Below are 22,011 nucleotides of genomic sequence, written 5' to 3'. Positions count from 1 at the left end.
AAGAGCCGGCACGTTTCGGGCGCTCGGGTCCGCGGGTGCGGGTGCATACGACGACGCTACGCGGTGCGTGGTGGTGGACGCCACGATCCCCGACTGAGGCTCGCCGGCAAACCCCGTCGAGCCGGGTGCTTCCGCTTCGCCGCCACCACAGGCCGCCGCAAGGCTCGCCGCCACCAGCCTACGCTCCGACTCGCGCGCCTCTTCGACGCCGAGAGCGTGCGGTTTTTCACCCGGCATCCGTCTCGCGAGCCACCCGATCAGGGTAAGCCCCGCACACCGAGTGCTTTCCGGCGTGGCGGGCTCCTGAATCACGCGCGAAATTTCACCGATTAGCCTCGTGCGATCAGCCTCGTCAGCCACTCGCCATCCTCCGATTGCACCGCTACTGCGGAACCCCGCGTTGTCCGCGGCGGCGTTTTTCATGCTCATTGCCATCTCGGTTACAAGCGCCGGCAGAGTCTAGCGTTTTTTTGGCGGCCGTCGAGTGTTTGGCGTAATTCATTGTCGATTTTTGTAGATTTCTTGCGAAATTTCTACTAGGGAGGGCCAGTTGCTGGGGTTGCCGACTTTCCAGGCATCTGCCGCCTACGCTCCCCCCCTTCCAAGACATATATGGCCGGCAGCTGAAAAATGCTGCTGCCGTTGCGCAAAGAACGCCCCTCATGTGCGATGGCGTCGCCTTCGCTCGCGCGCGCGGCTTGCTTACAAGCTGCTGATGAGGACCTCGCGGTCCTTCGCGCCGTTGGCCGGGCCGACCAAGCCGCGCCGCTCCATCATTTCGACGATGCGGGCCGCGCGGTTGTAGCCGAGACCCAGTTTGCGCTGCAGCCACGACGTGGAACAACGCCGGGTATCGGCCACCAGACGCACCGCGTCATCGTACATGGCATCCTGTTCGGCGTCCTGCTCGGCGTCGGCGGCGTCGTCTTCATCGCGCGGCTTGAGGATGTTCTCGTCGTACACGGGCTCGCCCTGCAGCCGCAGAAAGTCCGTGATCGCTTGGACTTCTTCCTCGGTGATCATCGGGCACTGCACGCGCTTGGTTTCGTTCGTGCCATTCAGCTTGATGAGCATGTCGCCGCGGCCCAGGAGATGCTCGGCGCCCTGCTCGTCCAAGATGGTGCGGCTGTCGACCTTTTGCGCGACGCGGAAGGCGACGCGGGTGGGGAAGTTCGCCTTGATCATGCCGGTGATGACATCGACGCTGGGGCGCTGCGTTGCCAAGATGACGTGCATCCCGGCGGCGCGGGCTTTCTGTGCCAAGCGTGCCACGGCGGCCTCCACCTCTTTGCCCTGCTGCATCATCAAGTCGGCAAACTCGTCGACCACGATGACGATGAGCGGCAGCTTCTCGGGGAGAGGCGCCTCGCCTTGCTCACCGCTGGTGAAGTCGGGGTTGATGGCCTCGGGGAGCCCGTTGTGGTCCTTGGCCATGACCACCTTGGGAGCAGGATTTTTGGCCTCGCCGCGGTGCACCCGCTCGACCCACCCGTTGAAGGTGCCGATGTTCTTGGTACCGGCATCGGCAAAGAGCTGGTAGCGGCGCTCCATCTCGTCGACCGCCCACTTGAGCGCGTTGGCGGCCTGCTTCATGTCGGTGACCACCGGCAAGAGCATGTGGGGGATGCGATCGAAGGGCGCGAGCTCGACCACCTTGGGGTCGATCATCAACAGGCGAAGCTCGTCGGGGGTGCGCCGGTACAGGAGCGAGGAGAGCATGACATTCAGCCCGACGCTCTTTCCGGCCCCCGTCGCGCCGGCCACGATGACGTGCGGCATGCTCGCGAGGTCGGCATAGACGGGGCTTCCCAGGATGTCGCGGCCGAGCACCACGGGCAGCGGGGCATCCAAGGTCTGAAAGCGGCGGTCCTCGACCAAGTCGCGCAGGTTGACCGGGAGGCGGCGCTCGTTGGGGAGCTCGAAACCAATGCGGTTTTTGCCCGGAATGGGGGCGACGATGCGGACCTTTCGGGCGAGGGCGAGCGCCAAGTCGTCGGCGAGCGAAGCCACCTTGGACACTTTCGTGCCAGCGGCCGGCGAGACCTCGAAGGTGGTGACCGTGGGGCCGGGGAGGATGTCTTCCACCTTGCCGCTGACGCCGTAGTCGCCCAGCGTTTTGACGAGCAGCTCGGCGTTCTTGAGCAACGTCTCGTGGTCGATGGTGAGGTTCGGGTCTTCTTTCGACGGGATGAGAAAGTCGATGGACGGCAGGCGGAAGCCATCGGCAAAGGCGGGGACGAGCTTGTCCTTGCCGGCTTTGACAGGTGCGGGTGGTGGCGCGGCCACCGTGGGCGTGCCGTCTTTCGGCCTTGCTGCGCCGGGTGCGCTATGCGCGGTGGCGGCACTGGGTGCGCTGGGGGCGCCGTGCCCTGCGGCGCTGGAGGTGCTGGGGGTGCTGGGGGTGCTGGGGGTGCCGTGCGCGGCGGCGCCGGAGGTGCCGTGGGCTTCGGAGGCCGGCGGCGGTGCGGACGCGAGGGTCTCGGGCGGGGGCTCGGGGGTGGCGAGCTCCTTGGCGAGGGCGGCCGACGTGTCGATGATGGTGGGGCCGGAGCTCTCGACGGGGGCGGCGTCTTTGCCCTGCGCTCCGCCTGCGGCGCCGCGGCGACGGCGTCCGGCCTTCGGCTCGGGCTCCGATGCTCCTTCGGGCTCTTCGAGGTCGACCGGGTCGGATCGGTCGGGGGTGCGGCCGTCGGCGCTCTTGGTCGATGCCTTGGCGTCGGTGGTCTTGCCGTCGGTGCTCTTGCCGTCGGTGCTCTTGCCGTCGGTGCTCTTGCCGTCGCCCGCCTTGCCTTCGGACTTGCCGTCGGCGGATTTCGCCTCGGCCGATGCCGATGCGGCTCCCCTCCCCCGCCGGGGTTGGGGCGCCGGGGCGCTGTTGCCACCGTCCGCGGAATCCGCCCCGGACGCATTCGCGCCGGCGCCATCCGCCCCGGACGCATTCGCGCCGGCGCCGCCCGTTCCGGCATTCGCGCCCGCCGCATTCGCGCCCGCCGCGGCCCGCGGCTTTCGCGTGCGCCGTTTGGGCGCGTCGCTTGGAGCGAGCACGTCGCCCATGTCGACGTCGGGTGCATCGCCCGATTCGGGCACCGCGTCGAACCCATCGTCGTCCGCCTCGTCCGGCAAGACGGCAATCGTGGCCGGGCCCTCGGCGGGCGCACCGATGCGGGGCAGCTCGGCGAGGCGCGCCTTTTCCGTCTTTTCGCGCTCGATTTGACGCGCCGTTTGCCAGGCCTCCGCCACGCTTCGGGCCCCGGACGCCGTGCCGCGCGCGCTGCGCTCCCCGAAGCGGGCCAGCCACCGCATCAAGGCGATGAACGAGAACGACGCGCGGCCGATCAAAATGAGGCCGAGGAACGCAAATCCCACGAGGAAGGAGCCGATGGTCGAGAAGAGCGAGCGCGAAAGCTCGCCAAAAAGCTCGCCGACCCAGCCCCCCGCCAGATGGTGCCCAAAGGCCAATTGCCCGGGCCAACCCACCTGCACCATCGCGGCCGCCGTCAACGCGATGAGCAGATCGCCCGCGAGCCGCGCCAGGGTGATGGCGCTTCGACGTCCCCGAACGAACGGGATCCCGAGGAGCACCGTCTCGAGCGGCACCGCCCATGCGATCACGCCAATGAGGGAGACGAGCGCCCGCGCGCACGACTCGCCAACGGGGCCCACCCAATCGGCCCCCGTCCCCTGCCCCGTGGCCGGATCGTGCTCGTAGGAGCTGAGCGCCAAGGTGAGAAAGACCGCCGTCGTCCACAAAAGCAGCGCCGCAACCTCGCGGTTGCGCGGTTGAAGGACGGCACCCGCGCCCAGAAATGAGGGCGCGCGCGTGTTTTCGGGTAAAGCCGATGCGGGATGCGTGACGGCCCGACGGGGAGCAAAGAGAGGAAGCGCCATTTCCTTACGTTGTCGTACAAGTAGCCAAGGAAAGCCTTGGTGTCCAGAACGTGGGCGGAATGGGGCCGCGCGTCAGGGTTCTAGGAAGTTTGCCCACCCTGGACTAGCATCGGCCCCGGCATTGGTGGTTTTCTGGACGCAACACGAGGCGGGATGCAGAGGACCGAGCGAATGAAGAAGACGATCGCGCAGGTGATGCTGGGTGCGCTGGTTGCGGCGGCTGGCATGGCCGGTGGAGCAGCAAGCCTCGCGGGATGTGCGGTCAGCGAGAGCGATGTGCACCGCTGGGAAGGGACCGAGCAGGGGCCACGCAAGCTCTACGCGGTGGCCACCCACGGCAAATATGCATGGCCTCTGCGGATCGAGGCGGCGCTCTCCCTCATCAAGATGAAGCCTCGGGGCGGCAAGGTGTGGGCGATCCCGTACCTGGTGGATGGCTACGTCGACGACGAAGGCACCGGGCGGGAGGGCGCCATCGTGGCGCTCAACCCGGAAGACCGCAAAAAGATGCTCGAGTCGCTGGTGCCGGAGCTGCTCAACCAGATCAAGCAGCCGCTCCCGGCGAAGAATCCCGACGGGACGCAGCCGCCCGATCCGAGCGTGCCCTTCAAAGACGTGGCGTTTGCGCTTCTTTCGCACGATCCGCCGCTGGTCACCGACGAGGGGATGCGCGGGCAGCTGGCCACGGCCATCACGGAGTGGGCCACGTCGAACCTGGAGTCGCGGCTCGATTACACGCTGCAGCAATACGGCATCGAGCAGATGTTTCGATACCTGGGCGCCTCGACCGTGAAGGGTCTTCCAGCGCTGCTCAAGGAAGAATCGAGCAAGACGGACCGCATCGCGGGCCTGATCGCCGACTTGGGCGACGCGGAGACGAAGCAAAAGGCGAGCGTGCAGCTGGTGTCCATCGCCAAGCAGATCGACTCCCAGGCCTGGATCAACAAGCAAATGCCGCTCGTGGAGGAGGCCAACAAGCGGGCGGGGGCCAAGGTCACGAAGGAGCAGGTGACGGAGCAGATCAAGAAGTACCAAGAGCAAGAGCTCATCAAGGTCTTCACGGCCATGAAGAAGGTCGGCGGGCGGCCGATCATCGACTACGCCCTCGCCTTCTCCGCCAACAAGGACAACAGCGAGGAGCGGCGCAAAGCGGCACTGGCCTCGCTGGAGGGGCGGGTCGACAAGAACAACACGGCCGACATCGAGAAGCTCTTCGACATCGCCAAGGACGACAACACCCCCGACCCGGTGCGCGATCTCGCGTTCCAGCGGCTGGGCGAGCTTCCGAAAGAAGTCGTCGTTCCGAAGATGTACGCGCTCTTCGACAATCAAAAGAAGTGGAAGGTGCGCTGGGTGGCCGCCTCCTTGGTGCTCCGCACCATGACCACCAAGGGGGTCCCCGAGTTCATGGCGCGTTTGCCCAAGACCCCGGGAACCAAGATGGGCATGACCGAGCCGATCTCCTACGGTGGCCTCATCGCCAAAATGGAGGCCCCCGGCGGGGAGCCCAAACCGCGCGAAGCCATCGCGTCCTACCTGCGCTCGAACGATCTTGGCGCTAAGTTGACGGCCATCGGGTTCTTCTACGGTGGGAAGAAAGGGGATCTTGCCACGGTTCAGTCGCTCGAGGGCGACGGGCAACAGGTTCCCAAGTGCGAAAAGGACGACGAGTGCGGCTGGTCCTGTGATGTGGCCAAGTCACCCGGGTCGCAAGAACGGGAATCGAAAGAGATTCACACAGTCGGCGAGTTTGTAAAATTCTGCATCGTGCCGTCGATGGAGGGTGGCGGCGGCTCCTAATGGTAAATTGAGCGCCCTTCGCGCACAGGACCTGTCAAACCTGCCAGAGTAACGACGCCATGAGCTCGGATCCGAACAAGAAGAGCGGTCGAACGTTCCAATGCCGCGATGTGCTTTGGGAAACGTTCGAACAGATGGCGCGCGAGCTCGAATGCAGCGTGGACTACCTGATCAACGAGGCGATGAAGCAATACGCCCGCCAGCGCAGCTACGGGGCGCAAGGAACGCGTCCGCAATTTCCAAGCTCGCCCACGCGCGACTCCGCCCCCGTCCCATCCGATCGCGGCGGAGGCTATCCGCCGCCTCCGCCCCCACCCCGCGCGGGCGGTTTGCCTCCGCCGCCGGCCCGGCCCCAGCGTCAAGCACCGGGTCCCCTCCCTCCGCCTCCGCAGCAGGCCGCGCGCGGTCCCGGCATGCAGCACGGCGGGCAACACGGCGGGCTCCCCGCGCCGCCGCAGCGCGGTCCCAGCGGCCCGATCCCCGCCGCTCCCCGCTCCGTTCCTCCCCCCGCGCGCAGCGTTCCCCCGCCCATCCCGCGCGGCAACGTGCCGAACGCGATGGGCGGCGGCGGTGGGATGGCGAGCCCCATGGGGATGGCCTCCAACGGCTACCCGCCCACCCACGGCGCCCCCCAGCTTTGCGTGATGTACCAGGGGGAGAAAATCCCCGTGAACAAGGAGCGCTTCGTCATCGGCCGCGGCAAGCAGTCGAGCGATCTCACCTTGAAGGACCCGAACGTGTCGCGGCAGCACGCCATGATCGAGTTCCAGAACGGCATCTACTTCATGGTCGACATGGGCTCGACCAACGGGGTCGAGTTCAACGGCCAGCGCATCGCGCGAAAGCAAATCGCCGAGGGCGATCATTTCAAAATTTGCGACCACGATCTTCGCTTCACGTATCGGTGAGCGCGGGGTGGGGCGGCGCTTCGTGGCCCCGGGGTGGCGAAAGCGTGGGCGACGCTGAACGCGGGGTGGGCGGCGCTTCGTGGACGGGGTGGCGAAAGACGGGGCCGACGCTGAACGCGGGATAGGTGGCGCTTCGTAGCCGGACGGGCGAAAGACGGAGGCGACGTTGAACGCGGGGTGGGGCGCGCTTCGTGGACGGGACGGGCGAAAGACAGGGGCGACGCTGAACGCGGGGTAGGCGGCGCTTCGTGGACGGACGGGCGAAAGATGGGGCAACATTGAACGCGGGGTAGGCGGCGCTTCGTAGCCGGACGGGCGAAAGACGGGGTAACGTTGAACGCGGGATGGGCCGCGTCGCGTGGACGGGGCGGGCGAAAGACGGAGGCGACGTTGAACGCGGGGTGGGGCGCGGTTCGTGGCCGTTGCGTGCGGGTTGAGCGGTGCTTCGTGGACGGGGTGGCGAAAGATGGGGGCGAAGCTAAGATCGTGAGGGTTGCCAGTGCACGTTGCCATCGTCGGCGCGGGTTCGCTCGGGTCGGTATTTGGAGTCCGGCTCGCGAACGGCGCGGAAAAGGTGCGCGTGTCGTTCGTTATGCGCTCGGCGCCGGCCCCTGGGCGGGAGCCGCTGGGCATGCGCATCGAGCAGGTGGATCGCGGCTCGGGCGTGCTCGCGCTCGAGGCCCCGGTGCGAACGACGGCGATTCCGGCGGATGCCGACGTCATCTTGGTGTGCGTGCGGTTCGAGCAGGTGGACGGAGCGCTGGCCGCGCTGCTCGCGCCATCGCGGGCGCCCGTGGTCACCATGACGCCGATTTTTCCGCAGCATCACGCCTTGTTGGTGCGGGAGCTGGGCGCCGAGCGGCTCTTTCCGGGCATGCCGGGCGTGGTGGCGTACTCGCCAGGGCCGGGTGAAACGAGCAACGGCGAGGGTGCCCCTTGCGTGCGCTACCGCTATTGGCTCCCGCGGGCCGCCACCACGTTGATCGAGCAACCCGAGCGGCGCGTGCCGGCCATCGACGCGCTCGCGCAGGCCTTCGAGGGCGCGGGCATCTCCAGCCGCGCTCAGGCCGGCGTGCACGCGACCAATGTCGCGACCACGTGCACCTTCGTGCCGGTGATGATGGGCATCGACGTGACCGGGAGCATCGACGCCCTGCTCGGCGACGACACGGCGCTCGACTTGGTGCTTCGCGCGGCCGAAGAGGCGCGGATTTTGGCCCGCCACTACGGCAAGCCGGCCATTTGGGCGGACTGGTTCGTGCGGTTCTTGTCGCGGTCGCGGCTCGGGGCCTGGGCGCCCAAGGCCATGGTCGCGCAGTCGCTCCGGCTCGGCGTGGGGTTCGCGCGGAGGCGCTCGCCGGAGGGGGTCGCGTACGTCGAGGAGCACTTCGGCCGCAAGCTGCGCGCGCAGAACCTGCAAATGGCGGAAAAGATGGTGGAGCTCTTTCGCGAGCGCAGCCTGCCGCACGAAGCGATGGCCGAGCTTCGCGACCGTCTTCGCGGGCCCGGTTCGGTGGCATGATGCCCTCGTGAAGCGAAGACCCGATTCGAGGCCCATGAAGGCGCTCCCCATCTTGGAGACGAAGCGCACCGCCCTCGAAAATTGCGTGTTCTGCCCCAAGTTGTGCCGCAGCGCCTGCCCCGTCTCCAACGCGGAGCCGCGCGAGACGCTCACCCCGTGGGGCAAAATGTCGATGGCCTACTTCGCCGCCCACGGCGACGTGCCCGCGGAGACGTCGTACGCCCGCACCGCGTGGGCCTGCACGGGCTGCTACGGGTGCCGCGAGCTGTGCGATCACCGAAATGACGTGACCTCCGCGCTCTACCTGGCGCGCTCCGCGTGGCAGGCGCGCGGCACCGCGCCCGAGCAGGCGGCGCGGACCCTCGCGCAGCAGGGCGGGCGCGAGGCCGAGACCCGCGCGGCGATCGCGAGGCTTGCCGAGGACGCGGGTGCGCGGAGCGATGCGCGCGTGGGATTGCTTGTAGGATGCACTTATTCGCGCAAAGCGCCGGACGTGGCGCGGGAGGCGGTGGAGGTGGCGAAGGCGCTCGCGGGCGAGGACGTGGCCTTGATCGACGCGTGCTGCGGGCTGCCCTTGCTCATGGCGGGCGATGCGCCAGGCTTCGAGCGGCGGGCGGTGGCCATGGCCGAGCGCCTGCGGGGGTTCGAGCGGGTGGCGGTGGTCGACGCAGGGTGCGCGGCGGCGCTTCGCCTGCACTACCGTGCGGTGCACGTGGAGCTGGAGAAGCCGGTCTCATTGCTCGTGGAGTGGGCGGCGCGCGAAGCGGCGCGCTTTGCCAGGTTGGACGCGCGCAGCGGGCGCGAGGTGCGCGAGGCGGTGCGGTGGCACGATCCCTGTCAGCTCGGGCGCGGGCTCGGGATCTACGAGGCGCCGCGCACGGTGCTCACGCGCATCTTGGGCGAGGCGCCGGCGGAGTTCGATGCGCGAAGGGAGCGCGCGACCTGCGCGGGCGGCGGCGGCCTCTTGCCCGTGACCATGCCCGAACAGGCGCGCACCATCGCCGAGGCCCGTCTCGAGGAGCACGCGCGCGCCGGCGGCGGGCGGGTGGTGACCGGCTGCGCCTCCAGCTTGCACGCGCTTCGCCGCGCGTCGGGTGCGGGGCATGCGCGGGCGAGCGCGGTGGAGGACATCGTCACGTGGATGGCGCGAAGCCTGCGCGCCGCGCGAACGGGGCCCGCCGCGTGAACCGGCGAAGCGCCGCGCCGCCGCGCAAGACCATCGCGACCCGGGTGCTGGCGTCGTTCGCGGTCACCGTCATCGCGTTTGCCATGACCGTGGGGTGGAGCGTCGTGGCCCAGCGGCGCGCCGCGCAGGACAACGAGGAGCTCGCGCGCGGTTACCTGCCCGCGGCCCTCGGCCTGGGGCAGCTGCGCGCGAGCCAAGGGACGCTCGCGGCGCTGGTCGAGGGCAGCCCCGACGAGCGCAACCCCGAGGCCATGCGCTACGTGCTGGAGACATTGGCGCGGGTGCGGCACCAGACGTTCGTCGATACGCGCGAGTCTCTCCGGCAGGGGCTCGCCACCGTGGGGAGCCCCAGCTCGCGCGAGCTGGCGGCCGCGCTCACCTTGGAGCTGACGGCCATCGAGGACGAGCTCGAGGGCGACAAGGAGCACTTCGAGGCGCTGCTCACGGCCCTCGGCGAGGGCGACAAAAACGCCGTCAACCGCATCTTGGTCGAGGCGGGCCCGCTCGAGCACAGGGCGGCGCGGCGCTTGCGCGACGTGGCCGAGCGCATCCGCACCTCGATGGACCGCATCTCCGAGGACGCCCAGCGCCGCGAGCAGCGGGCCATCTATGCGCTCATCGCGCTGGCCGTGCTCACCCTGGGCGTCGGCGTCCTCGTTTCCATCCACACGCGGCGGCTGCTCGCGCCGCTGGCGCGGGTCACCGAGCGCGCGCAGGCGGTCGCGCACGGCGATCTGACGCCGCAAACCGTGGTGCCGACCAACGACGAGATCGGCGATCTGGCCATGGCGTTCGAGCGCATGGTCGGCGCCGTCGCCAGCGCGCAGGCGCAGGCGCTCTCCAACGAGCGCCTGGCGGCCATCGGAAAAATGGCGGCGCACGTCACGCACGAGATCCGCAATCCGCTCTCGTCGATCGGGTTGAACATCGAGCTCCTGGAGGAGGAGCTCGGCGCCGGCGAGTCACGGTCGCTGCTGCAAGCCATCGCGCGCGAGGTGCAGCGGCTCGAGCACCTCTCCGAGGAGTACCTGCGCCTGGCGCGCCTCCCCTCGCCGCGCATGGAGGCGGAGGACATCGCGGGCGCCGTCCACGAGGTGGTGAATTTTTCGCGGGCCGAGATGGACCGAGCCGACTGCAAGGTGCGCGTGGACATCGCCGACAAGCTGCCCCCCGCCCTGTTCGACGAGTCCCAAATCCGCCAAGCGCTGCTGAACCTCCTGCGCAACGCGCGCGAGGCGATGCCGCGCGGCGGCGACATCGACGTCATCGTGCGCGCCGAAGGTATGAGCGTGGTGGTGCGCGTGAACGACCGGGGCGGCGGCATCCCCGACGAAATCCGCCCGCGCGTCTTCGATCCGTTCTTCTCCACCAAGGGCGAAGGGACGGGCCTGGGGCTGGCCATCACACGCCAAATCGTGGTGGCCCACGGCGGCTCGGTCACCGCCGAGCCGCGCGAGGGCGGCGGCACCAGCTTTCGCGTCGCGCTCCCCATCGCACCGGCGCGCGCCTCCGAGCCGCGCGGCGGCCGTCCGGCGCTCCCGCCGGCGCGTCAGGCGATATCGAAATAGCGAACGCGCGCCTTATCGCATGGGGCCCGCGATCTGCGCCCGGGGATCGCCCGCTCGGCGAAGATCATCGTGCGCCGGGCCGATCGCGGCCGGGAGACCGTGTCGAGCACCCCGCTGGCTCGAATCGATCCATGCGAGCGCGCGAGATTGGCGAGGCGGGCGGGCGGACACTGGACGAGGAGGGACATCAAAACGTCGCGGCGGGGCGAATGGCGGTCGAGGGTGGGTAAATGGCAAAAGGGAACGTGTACGTGACGTCCATGGGACGGCCTCGAAAGAGGAATGGCGTGTACCGGCGCGTCTGCAAGTTTTGGAGAACAATCTCGTCGAAGGCGGGGTCCGAGCAGACCATCGTGCAGTTGGACACGGTGCCGTCCGTGCGAATCAAACACCGCGCGGCCACGACAACCGTGCTTCGAACGCGCAGGAGGGCGTCTCCCGGAAAAATGGGGTACTCCTCTCCCGAAATGAGACGAGGGCGCTCCCCTTCGCCGGGGGTGATGACTTCGCCCGTCTCGGTTCGAGGTTTTGGCAGCGGCTCAATGCGCGCCATGCAGGCTCGAAAGGCGCTGCGGTACTGGGCTGCATGCACCGCCTCGGGCGTGGCCCCTCCGCAGGCGGTCAACGCTGTGGACGCGGTCAACGCTGTGGACGCGGCTAGGAGCCCCGCGACGGCGGATGTGCCTACGAACGAAATGTGCATCGATGGTCCTCGACGGTGCGGGCAAAGAGCGCTCCCTTTTCCCTCATTCGACATTCGATATTCGACCGCGTCCGCGCCGTCGTTGCTCGAACTCGCTCCGTGGAGGTGGGGGCGCTCCCCTGGATCAAGACGCCGGATGAGGCATCACCTCGCCACACATACTGCGCCATACGCGGCGAGGTCCATGGACGCGCAGCGCGCGGGCACGCTAAGTAAGGCCCCATGCGATCCGATGGCCGCGCGTTCGATGCGCTTCGTCCCGTGGAAATGATTCTAGGATTTCACCGTCCCTCGGAGGGGTCCGTGCTCTATCGCGCGGGGGGAACGATCGTTCTTTGCACGGCGTCGGTCGACCCGAAGGTGCCGCCGTTTTTGGAGGGCAAGGGCAAGGGATGGGTCACGGCGGAGTACCAGATGCACCCGCGTGCCAACCCGCCGCGACGGGAAAATCGCGATGGGCGAGGCAAAGCCCCCAGCGGGCGCACGCAAGAGATTCAGCGGCTGGTGGGGCGAGCGCTGCGGGCGGCGGTGCTGCTCGAACGGCTGGGGGAGGTGACCATCACCATCGACTGCGATGTGCTCGAGGCCGATGGTGGAACACGGACCGCCTCGGTCACGGGGGGCTTCGTGGCGCTGGCGCTCGCCGTGGCCAAGCTGCGGCAGCGGGGCACCGTGACGGGGCCCGTGCTGCGCGAGCCGGTGGCGGCGACGAGCGTGGGGCTCCTCAAGAGCGACGAGCTGGCGCTCGACCTGGTGTACACGGAGGACTCGGCGGCCGAGGTCGATCTCAACGTGGTGGCCACGGCGTCGGGTGCCATCATCGAGGTGCAAGGCACGGCCGAGGGCGCGCCCGCGCCGCGCGCGCGCATCGACGCGATGCTCGACTTGGCGCTCGACGGGGTGGCCGAGCTCACGCGGCTGCAGCGCACCGCCCTCGCTGGCGCCGGCGTGGCGCTCGATTCGCTGCTCGCGAGCGACGCCGCGGTGACCGCGTGAAGCACGCGCTGGTCCTCGCGACCCGCAACCGCGGCAAGGTCGAAGAGCTCCGGCACCTGCTGGCGGATCTTCCGCTCGAGATTCATGCGCTGCCGGACGTGTTGCCCAACGCGCTCCCGGTGGTGGAAGACGGGAGGACCTTCGCCGAGAACGCCATCAAAAAGGCCCGCGCCGCCGCCAGCGGCGCCATGATGCTGGCCCTCGCCGACGACTCCGGCCTCGAGGTCGACGCGCTCGACGGCCGCCCTGGCGTGTATTCTGCACGCTTTGCGCACGAGCGCGCGACCGACTCGGAGAACAACGCCGCGCTCCTCGACGAGCTGGAGGCGTTGGGCGATCCCGTCTCCGCCGCACAAAATCCGACCTACGGCGCGCGCTTTCGATGCGCGCTCGCGCTGATCGACCCCTTCGGCAAGGACGCGGAGCCCATCGTGGTCGAAGGCGTCTGCGAGGGGCGCATCACCAGCATCCCGCGCGGCTCCGGCGGCTTCGGCTACGATCCGCTCTTCGTGCTCGCGGGCGTGGAGAAGACGATGGCCGAGCTCTCCGAGGCGGAGAAGAACGAGGTGAGCCATCGGGCGCGCGCCTTCGCGGCGCTCCGGCCCGTGCTGTCGGAGCTTCTGTTCGCGCGCGAACGGCAGATTCGGAAGATTTGCGATTAGCGCCTCGGTAGGGCGGAGCTCACGTAACCGAAACGCCGGAGCGGCCGACGATGCCGGCGGTGGCGAAGGTCGCCATGGAGAACTGCGCGTCCACGGCGGTGCGTACGAGATCCAGCGCGAGCACGGCGCCAGTTCCTTCGCCGAGGCGCATGTCGAGGTTCAAGATCGGTGTTTTGCCGAGGGCCGCGCTCGCGATGGTGGCACCACGTTCGGCCGAGGCGTGTGACGCGAGCAGGTAGTCGGTGACGCGCGGATCGAATGCGGCGGCTACGATGGCGGCTACGGTGGCGAGGAAGCCGTCGAGGACGACGGGGATGCGGCGGCGGGCGGCTGCCAGCATAAAGCCGCTCATGGCTGCGAGCTCCAGGCCGCCCACGGCCGCGAGGGTGGTGAGTGGGTCACGGGCGGGGTACGAGGCGCTGCCGTGCGGATCGACGGTGTGTGGCGCGCCGCCGTGCGGATCGACGGTGTGCGGGGCGCCGCCGTGCGGAGCGACGGTGTGTGGCGAGGCGCCGTCCGGATCGACGGTGTGTGGCGAGGCGCCGTCCGGATCGACGGTGTGTGGCGAGGCGCCGTCCGGATCGACGGTGTGCGGTGAGCCGCCGTGCGGAGCGACGGTGTGTGGCGAGGCGCCGTCCGGATCGACGGTGTGCGGGGCGCTGCCGTGTGGCGCGCTGCCGTGCGGAGCGAGGGCGAGGCGGCGGAGTGCGTCTTCGACGACGCGGATTTTGCGGGCGTGGGCCTCGGGGGAGATGCCGGTGCCGAAGCCGACCACGTCGGCGGGGGAGGCGCCGGTGAAGGCGCAGAGAAGTGCGGCGGCGGACGTGGTGTTGCCGATGCCGATCTCGCCGATGGCAAGGAGCTCGCGATTTTCGGCGGCGGCGCGCAGCGCGATCTCTTCGCCGGCGTGCATCGCGCGCTCGGCTTCGGCGAGCGTCATCGCGGGCTCGTGCGCCAGGTTGGCGGTGCCGGCGCGGATGCTGGCGCGGGTGAGAGGGATGAGCGGCTTGGTGGGGAGCATCGAGAGATCGCCCGCGACGCCGACATCGACGAGCGCGACGTCCACCCCGAGGCGGCGTGCCATGCAGCTGATGGCGGCCCCGCCGGCCATGACATTGGCGAGCATCGCGGCGGTGACCGAGGAGGGGTATGCGCTCACGCCGGAGGCCGCGACGCCGTGATCCGCGGCGAAGACGGCGACCAGCGGGTGCTCGGGCCGCGGAGGCGGGAAACGGCCATGGGCACCCGCGTACCAGACGGCGATTTCTTCCAGGCGGCCAAGGCTTCCCGGCGGCTTCGTAAGGAGGCGTTGGTGCTCACGGGCTTGGCGTGCAACGGCTTCGTCGAAGAGGGGGATCGGCGCGGGTGCGGGCCTGAGGCTGCGGGCAGGGGCGGAGCTAGGGCCAGGGCCGGGGGTAGGCGGATCGGACCAGCGGTTGCGGTGCACCACGGAGGGGCGGCGGGGGCGCCAGCCGTTCTCCTCGAGCATGGGCCGCTCACGAAACTCTTCGGCGTGGCCGACGCAGAGGTATGCGATGGGCTCCACGCCGGCAGGCAACGCGAGCTCCTCGCGCAGCACGGCGGGTTCGACGATGCTCACCCAACCGACACCGAGGCCCTCGGCGCGCGCAGCGAGCCAGAGGTTCTGCACGGCGCAGCACACGCTGGCGCGCACGGATTCGGGCTGCACCGTGGTGCCCAAGATCGCCTCGTCGCGGGGGCGAAGGTCGGCGACGACGCACACGTTGAGGGTCGACTCTTCGATGCCCTCGAGCTTGAACGCCAGGTACGCTTCGCGGCGGTCTTCGGGGAAGCGCGCGGCTTCCGCCTCGCGGCAGCGGAGAAAGCTCTCGCGGATGCGCGCGCGCACCGTACGATCGCGCAGCACGACGAAGCCCCACGGCTGCGAATAGCCCACGCTGGGCGCGAGCTCCGCCGCCGAGAGGATGCGCGCGAGGACATCGTCGTCGATGGCGCCGGGACGGAAATGGCGGATGTCGCGGCGCAGCTCCATCACCCGGTAGAGCGCCGCGCGCGAGGCCTCGTCGAACCGCACGGGGATCGCGCTCACGGCTGCACCAAGCGGCGCAGAAGATCCATGTTCACGTTGTTGCGGACCACGTCGGCGAGCCGGTCGTACTCGTCGGAGGCGGATGGGACCGCGGTGCCGGGAGGAGGCGGCGGGAGGCCTTTTCTGCGGCGAAGGTGCGCGAGTAAGGTCCTGCGCACCTCGATGTTCTCGAACAGTCCGTGGATCATCGTGCCGACCACCGCGCCATCGCCCGATGCATCGCCGTCGAGATCGCGATCGGCGACCCCGTTGCGTGCCACGACCGCAAAGGCGCCCGACGCATGGGGAAGGCGCGCCAGCCGGCCCATGTGGATCTCGTAGCCGAACAGATCGCCCCCCGAAGGTCCGGCGGGTGCGTCCGGATCGCACAAAAACGTGGCGCGGGCGCCGCGGGCGCGGACTTGGGAGGTGCGCTTCTCGCGGCCGAACTGCGTGTGGAACGCGAGCAACCCGAGCCCCTCGGCGAAGGTCTCGGGCGACTCGACCCCGTGCGGGTCGGCGATGGTCTCGCCCAAAATCTGACACCCGCCGCAAATGCCGAGGACCGGCTCGCCGCGCCGGGCGCGCGCGACGATGGCGGCGGCGAGGCCGCTCTGACGCAGCCACGCGAGATCGGCCATCGTGCTCTTGGTGCCGGGGACGACCACCAGATCGGCGCCGGCGATCGCGCCTTCGTGCTCGACGAAGCGCACCACCACGCCCGGCTCGTGCTCCAGCGGCTGGAAATCGTCGTAGTTCGAGATGCGCGGGAGCCGCACGACGGCGATCTCGATCTCGTCCGCCTTCGCGCGACGGCGACCGCGGCGCTCTTCGAGGGACACGGAGTCTTCGTCGGCGACGCGCAGCTGCTTCACGTACGGCAGCACCCCGAGCACGGGCACCCGGGTGCGCTCCTCCAAGAAGCGCAGCCCGGGCTCGAGCAGGCGAATGTCGCCGCGGAATTTGTTGACCACGAACGCGGCGACCCGCGCGCGCTCGTGCGGCTCCAGCAGCTCCATGGTCCCCACGAAGGCCGCGAACACCCCGCCGCGATCGATGTCGCCCACCAGCACCACCGGCGCGTCGGCGATCTGTGCAACATACATATTGACGATGTCGCGCTCCTTCAAGTTGATCTCGGCCGGGCTCCCCGCCCCTTCGATCACCACCAAGTCGTGCGACGCGCGCAGGCGATCCAGCGCCTCGCGCACCAAGGTGCGCAGCTCGGGTTTGCGCGTGTGGTAATCGGCGGCGCCGAGGCTGCCGATCGACTTGCCCAGCACCACCACCTGCGAGCGCGCGTCGCCCTCCGGCTTGAGCAGGATGGGGTTCATATCGACGGTGGGGACCACGCGCGCGGCCTCCGCTTGCACCGCTTGGGCGCGCCCGATCTCGCCGCCGTCGGGGGTCACGAAGGCGTTGAGGGCCATGTTCTGCGACTTGAAGGGCGCGACGCGCAGACCGTCTTGACGAAAGAGGCGGCAGAGCGCCGCGCAGACGATGCTCTTTCCGACGGAGGACGCGGTTCCTTGAACCATGATGGTGCGGGCGGTCATAGGTAAAGCTCTCGATTCAAAGCCAAAAACAGGCGTTCGACGTCGGCCTCGGGGCGCGCCGCCAAGCGAACGTGGTGAGGTAGCCCAAACGACGTTGCGTCGCGCACGAGCACCGCGTGACGCTCGAGCAGGCGGCGCCGCAGCTCCCCGGCTTTGCGCGCGGGGCCGAGATCGACCAGGACGAAGATCGTCTCGCTCGGGTGGAAGCGCAGATCGAGGCGGCGCAGCGCGTGCTCCAAGGAGGCGCGATCGCGAAGGAGCCGCTCCCGGCTCTCGTCGACGAAGCGCCGCGCCTCGGGCTCGGTCGCCGCGATGGCCGCCGCTTGCGCCAGCGCATTGACGGACCACGGCGGGCGCTCGGATTCGAGGCGGGCGGCCACGGGTGCCGGCGCGATCGCGTAACCCACGCGCAGACCGGCGAGCGCGTGGTCCTTCGTGAGCGACACGATCCAGGCGACGCGCGGCGAGCGCGGGATCGTGTCGTGGTCGCGGCTCAGGGAGAGAAACGAGAGATCGCAGACGATCAATGTGTCGGGGTGGCGCTCGGCGAGCTCCTCGATGCCCTGAAGGGGCACGCACACACCGGCCGGGTTGGACGGGGTGCAGAGGTACAGGAGCCGCGGGCGAACGCTTCGAAGGTGCGCGTCGAGGGCGCCGAGGTGGAGGGCGAAATCGTCGTGGGGGGACACGCGGTGCGAGGCGATGCGGGCGCCCATTTGGGTGGCCGCGCGGCCGAGCTCGGAGAACGCGGGCTCCACGATCATGGCCGCATCGCCGGGACGGAGCCATGCGCGCGCGAGGGTCCACAAGAGATCGACGGCGCCGTTGCCGAGCACCACGCGCTCGCGCGGCACCCCCGAGAGCGCGGCGATGGCCTGGCGCGCGCGGCTCGACGTGGGATCGGGGTAGCGCTCGATCGCGGCCTCGGCGATGGCCCGGCGCATGGTGGGGCATGGGCCGTACGGGTTGACATTGACGCTCACGTCGAGGATTTGGTCCGCCGAGAGCCCGAGGGCCACGAGCTCGTCGTCGAGGAGGCCGCCGTGCTGCGGGGCTGCTGCTGCCAGCGGGGACGCGATGCGATCATCCATGGAGAGCTCCCGCGAGGAGGGCCGACGTGATCAACGCACCGAGCGAGGCCACGGACGCGATGCGCCAAGCCTCGGTGATCTGTGAAGGGTGAAGCGCGCGGTGCGGGTCGCCCAGCTCGTAGTGGCCCGCCTTGATCAGGCGCACGCCGAGCAAACCGGCCATGGCGGCCATGGGTCGCCCGGCGTTGGGGCTCTCGGTGCGGGCACCGTCGCGGCGCAGGGTGGCGATGCCGCGGCGAACGTCGGCACCGGTGAGGGCGCCGGCGGCGAGCAGGCCGAGCGCCGTCCACCGGGCGGGCACGAGGTTCAGGAGATCGTCGAGCCGCGCGGCGCTCTTGCCGGCGTACTCGAGGTGCCCGTGGTAGCCCATCATGGCGTCCAGGGTGTTCGCGCAGCGGTAGAAGACGGCGCCCTCCAAGCCGAAAACGGCGAAGAAGAGCAGCGGCGCGACGACGCTGTCCGAGAGATTTTCGGCGACCGATTCGATGGTGGCCGCGGTGAGCGCGGCGGCGTCGAGCTCGTCGGGGCGGCGGCTGCAAAGGCTGCCAAGCCCGCGCCGCGCGGCCGCGAGATCGCCGCGCTCGAGGGCGTCGCGAACGACGTATGCGGCGTCGCGGAGCGCGCGCACGGCGAACATGGGCTTCAGCAAGAGGGTCGTCACCACCGCCGCCGCCACCGCCGAGCGACCAAGGGCGTGGGTCACCGCGTACGCCGCCCCGGCAAACGCCGTCGGAACGGCGAAAGCCACCGCCGCGCCGCGCACCAGCTGGCCGAGCCTTCCCTTGGGCTTTAGCGCCCATGCGCGGCCTGCGGCGATGGTATGCCCCATCCACGCGACGGGGTGCAGCCGATTGGGCGGCTCCCCGAAGGCGCCATCGAGGGCGTACGAGGCGACCAACGCGATGGGCGCCACGGACGCGATCGATGCGATGGGCGCCACGGACGCCATCGATGCTGCAGACGCCATCGATGCTGCAGACGCCATCGATGCGGCGGACGCCGTCGATGCGGCGGATACGACGGACGCCATCAGCCGCATCATGGGCGATCCCCTTCGCCTTCCGCCTCGGGAAAGACGAGCTGCACCGGACCGGGTCGCAGGCGAAGGACCGTCCCCAGCGCGGCGAGGTACAGCTCCTGGGCCGAGCGGGCCAGCCGCTGGTGCGCGCGCCCGCTGATGTCGCGAAAGGCGCGGCCGAGCGCCGTTTCGGGGACGATGCCCATGCCGACCTCGTTGGTCACGAGCAAGGTGTGAAAGGGCGCGGCCGCGAGCGTACCGGCCAATCCATCGACGCGGCGCTCGATGGCCTCGTGCGAGTCGTCGGCCAGGAGCAAATTGGAGAGCCACAGGGTGAGGCAATCGATGACCACGACGTCCGCGGCCGGCGGTTGCGTGCAAAGCCGCCCGACGGCGAGGTCGAGATCGTGCGTGGCTTCGATGGTGGTGAAGTCGGCCGCGCGCTCCTCCACATGGCGCGCGATGCGCACGCGCATCTCGTCGTCGAAGGCCACCGCCGTGGCGAAGAACACGCGGCGCCCTCCGTGCGCCATGGCGAGGCGGAGCGCAAAGGCGCTCTTGCCCGAGCGCACGCCGCCGCCGATCAACGCAAAGCCGGGCGCGCTCACGGCGCGTTCTCCAAGGTCCAACGGCGCACGCCCGCGGCGATCGCGTCGAAGGCCGCGGCGCCCGCCACCGAGCCGATCACGGTGTGCTTGCCCGCGTACGCGGCCGATGGCGACGCCTCGTGCGCGACGGCGCGCTCCGTGTGCTTCGCGGGGAGGGCGCAGGCCACCACGGTGCAATCGGTGCCGGTGCCGGTGGCAGGGCGTCCGCTCCGGCGGCTGCGCACGTCCGCCTCGAGGACGGCGGCGCACTTTGCCTCGGTGACGATGGCGTTCGCCTCGAGGAGCGCCTCGTCGGTCAGGGGCGCATCGACGTAAACCAACGTGTTGATCGTCCCGATTCGCCCGGCGACCCCGGGCGGATCGCCGGCGCGCAGCGCATTGCCCAAGCCGACGGTGGCCACGCACCACGCCGTCACGCCGTGGCTTTGCGCGGTGGCCACCGTGTACGTCGCCACGCTCCGGCTCGTGAGAAGGCCGACGGCGGGGTGAAGCCCCGCGTCGCGCAGCCGCTCGACGAGCATGCGGCGCGGATCGATGGGCGGGCGCAAATCCGCGTCGCGAACCTCGAGCCATGCCACATGGCGCACCTCCGCGATGCCGCCGCCCACGATGGCCCAGCTGCACGCGCGCACCGGCTCCTCGAACGAAGCGACCAGCCATCGATCCCGCAATGTCAGGGTCCCTCGCGCGCCGGGCACCGCGATGGTCTGCGCCTCGGCGTGCGCCTCCACGCGGGTCTCCGCGTGCGCCACCGTCTCGGCCTCGGCCGAGGCCCGCGGTGAACACCTTCGCGCAGGATCCGTCATTTCGCGCGCTCCCGGCGGTACGCCGCGCAGCTCTCGACCAGCGACGCGGCGATCTTCGGGTTCGACGCCCAATGCGCGTGCACGTACGAGGCGATCACGTTGCGCACGCGGTAGCCTTCGCGCAATGTATCGTCGCCGCGCCGACGGCGGACGGAGTAGACGCGCTCGACGGCCGGTGGCAGCTCGGGGGAGAGCTCCGAATAGCGGAACTGGTGCCCGCGAAAGCGGGTGCCGGGGCCGCCGAGGATGGTCTTCGTCTGCGTCTCGACCTCGACATAGCCCAGCGCCTGGAGCTTGCTGCACATGCGCGCCTCGCTCGGGAGGAGGCCGACCATGGGATGGCGCACGCCGTCGAGGGTGACGATGGCCCCGGCCAGGTACATCAAGCCGCCGCATTCGGCGTAAATGGGCGCGCCCCGCTGCGCAAAGGCGGCGATCTCCGCGCGCATCGCCGCGTTGGCGGAGAGCGCGGCCGCGTGCACCTCGGGGTATCCTCCGCCGAAGTAGAGGCCGTCGACGTCGGGGAGGCTCGCATCGCGAATGGGCGAGAACGGAACCATCTCGGCGCCCAGCGTCTCCAACCGGCGCAGGTTGTCGGCGTAATAGAAGTGGAACGCTTCGTCGCGCGCGAGACCGATGCGGCATCGCGGCGATGCCGATACGGGCGCAGGGCTGGATGCGGGGCCCGATGCCAACGCCGCGCCCCTCACGGACGCCGGCGTCAACCGGATGCCCGACACCGATATGGGATCCGCGGCCGACACCGATACGGGATCCGCGGCGGCCAGGCCCCCCGGTGCCGAAACGGGCGCGGACACCTTCACGCTCGCGGGCGCGTTCACCGCGACGTTCACGGCGAGAGGAGGCGCCGACTCCGCCAGATCGAGCAGGGCATCGAGGCTGAGCCAAGACGCCGCGCGCTCGCCCCAATGATCGAGCAGCGCCGTGGGAAGGGTCCGCTCGTCGGCCGTGTGCAGGCCCAGGTGACGCTCGGCGAACGCGTGCTCGGGCTCACGCGGGAGCCCTCCGAGGAGGGGCGGCGTTTTCAAGGCGCGGCGCAGAAGATCGACGTGGCCGCGGCTCCCCACCCGGTTGGCGATGGCCGCACCGAGGCGCAGCGCCGGATCGAAGGACGCAAAGCCACCCACGAGGGCGGCGATGCTCCGCGCCATACCGCCGGCGTCGACCACCAGGACCACCGGCGCCTCGAGCCACTTGGCGATTTCGGCGGTGGAGCCTTCTTCGCCCGTGGGGCTCGCGCCATCGTAGAGCCCCATCACGCCCTCGATGAGCGAAATGTCGGCGTGACGGGCCGCGTGGAGGAAGGTGGTGCGCACCGCTTCTTGGCCCATCATCCACCCGTCGAGGTTCTGCGACGCGTACGACGGAGGCGATCCATGCGACGACCGCGACGCCCCATACGACGACGAGGGCGGCGATTCGAGCGACGGCGGCGGCGGCGCCTCGAGGGCGCGCGTATGGTAGGTCGGATCGAGGTAATCCGGGCCGCATTTGAAGAGCGCCACACGCAAGCCGCGGGCGCGCAAGGCGCGGGTGAGCGCGATGGTGACGGTGGTCTTCCCCACGCCGCTGGCGGTGCCGGCCAGCACCAGGCGAGGAAACGAGGCGGACGCCATGTCTGCAGTACC

Annotated in this window: 16 protein-coding genes; 7 read left to right on the top strand and 9 right to left on the bottom strand. The window is 69.7% G+C overall.

Annotation, left to right across the window (positions count from 1 at the left end; translation table 11 throughout):
• Positions 1-702: 702 nt before the first annotated feature.
• The gene (locus tag LZC94_47600; GenBank protein ID WXB15475.1) at positions 703-3,888 is read right to left on the bottom strand and encodes a DNA translocase FtsK; all 3,186 of its coding nucleotides are present in this window, start codon (positions 3,886-3,888) and stop codon (positions 703-705) included.
• A 171-nt stretch (positions 3,889-4,059) separates the two neighbouring features.
• Between LZC94_47600 and LZC94_47595 the strand changes: the two genes are divergently transcribed.
• From LZC94_47595 to LZC94_47575, 5 genes are all read left to right on the top strand, one after another.
• The gene (locus tag LZC94_47595) at positions 4,060-5,688 is read left to right on the top strand and encodes a hypothetical protein (GenBank protein ID WXB15474.1); all 1,629 of its coding nucleotides are present in this window, start codon (positions 4,060-4,062) and stop codon (positions 5,686-5,688) included.
• Positions 5,689-5,747: 59 nt separating this feature from the next.
• The gene (locus tag LZC94_47590; GenBank protein ID WXB15473.1) at positions 5,748-6,596 is read left to right on the top strand and encodes an FHA domain-containing protein; all 849 of its coding nucleotides are present in this window, start codon (positions 5,748-5,750) and stop codon (positions 6,594-6,596) included.
• Between the two features lie 499 nt (positions 6,597-7,095).
• Positions 7,096-8,118 (top strand): 2-dehydropantoate 2-reductase, encoded by a 1,023-nt coding sequence (locus LZC94_47585; GenBank protein ID WXB15472.1) that lies wholly within the window; start codon positions 7,096-7,098, stop codon positions 8,116-8,118.
• A gap of 7 nt (positions 8,119-8,125) precedes the next feature.
• Entirely contained in the window at positions 8,126-9,304 is a 1,179-nt protein-coding gene (locus LZC94_47580) for a (Fe-S)-binding protein (protein WXB15471.1), read from the top strand.
• Positions 9,301-10,872, top strand: a complete 1,572-nt coding sequence (locus LZC94_47575) for an ATP-binding protein (protein ID WXB15470.1) — start codon at positions 9,301-9,303, stop codon at positions 10,870-10,872. Before LZC94_47580 ends, LZC94_47575 begins: the two co-directional genes overlap by 4 nt.
• A 187-nt stretch (positions 10,873-11,059) precedes the next feature.
• On the opposite strand, the gene LZC94_47570 is transcribed toward LZC94_47575, so the two are convergent.
• Positions 11,060-11,425 (bottom strand): energy transducer TonB, encoded by a 366-nt coding sequence (locus tag LZC94_47570; protein WXB15469.1) that lies wholly within the window; start codon positions 11,423-11,425, stop codon positions 11,060-11,062.
• 372 nt (positions 11,426-11,797) lie between these two features.
• On the opposite strand from LZC94_47570, the gene rph reads away from it, so the two are divergent.
• Both rph and rdgB read left to right on the top strand, forming a co-directional pair.
• The gene (rph, locus tag LZC94_47565) at positions 11,798-12,571 is read left to right on the top strand and encodes a ribonuclease PH (GenBank protein ID WXB15468.1); all 774 of its coding nucleotides are present in this window, start codon (positions 11,798-11,800) and stop codon (positions 12,569-12,571) included.
• On the top strand, positions 12,568-13,233 hold the full coding sequence (rdgB, locus tag LZC94_47560; GenBank protein WXB15467.1) for an RdgB/HAM1 family non-canonical purine NTP pyrophosphatase: 666 nt from the start codon (positions 12,568-12,570) through the stop codon (positions 13,231-13,233). Before rph ends, rdgB begins: the two co-directional genes overlap by 4 nt.
• A 19-nt stretch (positions 13,234-13,252) precedes the next feature.
• On the opposite strand, the gene bluB is transcribed toward rdgB, so the two are convergent.
• The 7 genes from bluB to LZC94_47525 are packed head-to-tail and all read right to left on the bottom strand — an operon-like array spanning position 13,253 to position 21,999.
• Positions 13,253-15,304, bottom strand: coding sequence for a 5,6-dimethylbenzimidazole synthase (gene bluB, locus LZC94_47555; GenBank protein WXB15466.1), 2,052 nt, complete (start codon positions 15,302-15,304; stop codon positions 13,253-13,255).
• Complete coding sequence (locus LZC94_47550; protein WXB15465.1) at positions 15,301-16,839, bottom strand: cobyric acid synthase; 1,539 nt, start codon at positions 16,837-16,839, stop codon at positions 15,301-15,303. Before LZC94_47550 ends, bluB begins: the two co-directional genes overlap by 4 nt.
• Positions 16,836-17,930, bottom strand: coding sequence for a histidinol-phosphate aminotransferase family protein (locus tag LZC94_47545; protein ID WXB15464.1), 1,095 nt, complete (start codon positions 17,928-17,930; stop codon positions 16,836-16,838). The genes LZC94_47550 and LZC94_47545 overlap by 4 nt, the downstream gene beginning before the upstream one ends.
• Positions 17,923-18,972, bottom strand: coding sequence for an adenosylcobinamide-phosphate synthase CbiB (gene cbiB / locus LZC94_47540; GenBank protein WXB15463.1), 1,050 nt, complete (start codon positions 18,970-18,972; stop codon positions 17,923-17,925). The genes LZC94_47545 and cbiB overlap by 8 nt, the downstream gene beginning before the upstream one ends.
• Positions 18,969-19,556 (bottom strand): bifunctional adenosylcobinamide kinase/adenosylcobinamide-phosphate guanylyltransferase, encoded by a 588-nt coding sequence (locus LZC94_47535; GenBank protein ID WXB15462.1) that lies wholly within the window; start codon positions 19,554-19,556, stop codon positions 18,969-18,971. Before LZC94_47535 ends, cbiB begins: the two co-directional genes overlap by 4 nt.
• Positions 19,553-20,362 carry an adenosylcobinamide amidohydrolase gene (locus LZC94_47530; GenBank protein ID WXB15461.1) on the bottom strand — a complete coding sequence of 270 codons (810 nt, stop codon included), beginning with the start codon at positions 20,360-20,362 and terminating at the stop codon, positions 19,553-19,555. Before LZC94_47530 ends, LZC94_47535 begins: the two co-directional genes overlap by 4 nt.
• Positions 20,359-21,999, bottom strand: a complete 1,641-nt coding sequence (locus tag LZC94_47525) for a cobyrinate a,c-diamide synthase (GenBank protein WXB15460.1) — start codon at positions 21,997-21,999, stop codon at positions 20,359-20,361. Before LZC94_47525 ends, LZC94_47530 begins: the two co-directional genes overlap by 4 nt.
• Between the last annotated feature and the right edge of the window lie 12 nt (positions 22,000-22,011).

The sequence above is a fragment of the Sorangiineae bacterium MSr11954 genome, from assembly GCA_037157815.1.
GTDB classification, from domain to species: Bacteria; Myxococcota_A; Polyangia; order Polyangiales; family Polyangiaceae; genus Pendulispora; species Pendulispora albinea.
Note: the sequence above shows the minus strand (reverse complement) of the source record. Positions and strands in the feature narration are given on the sequence as shown.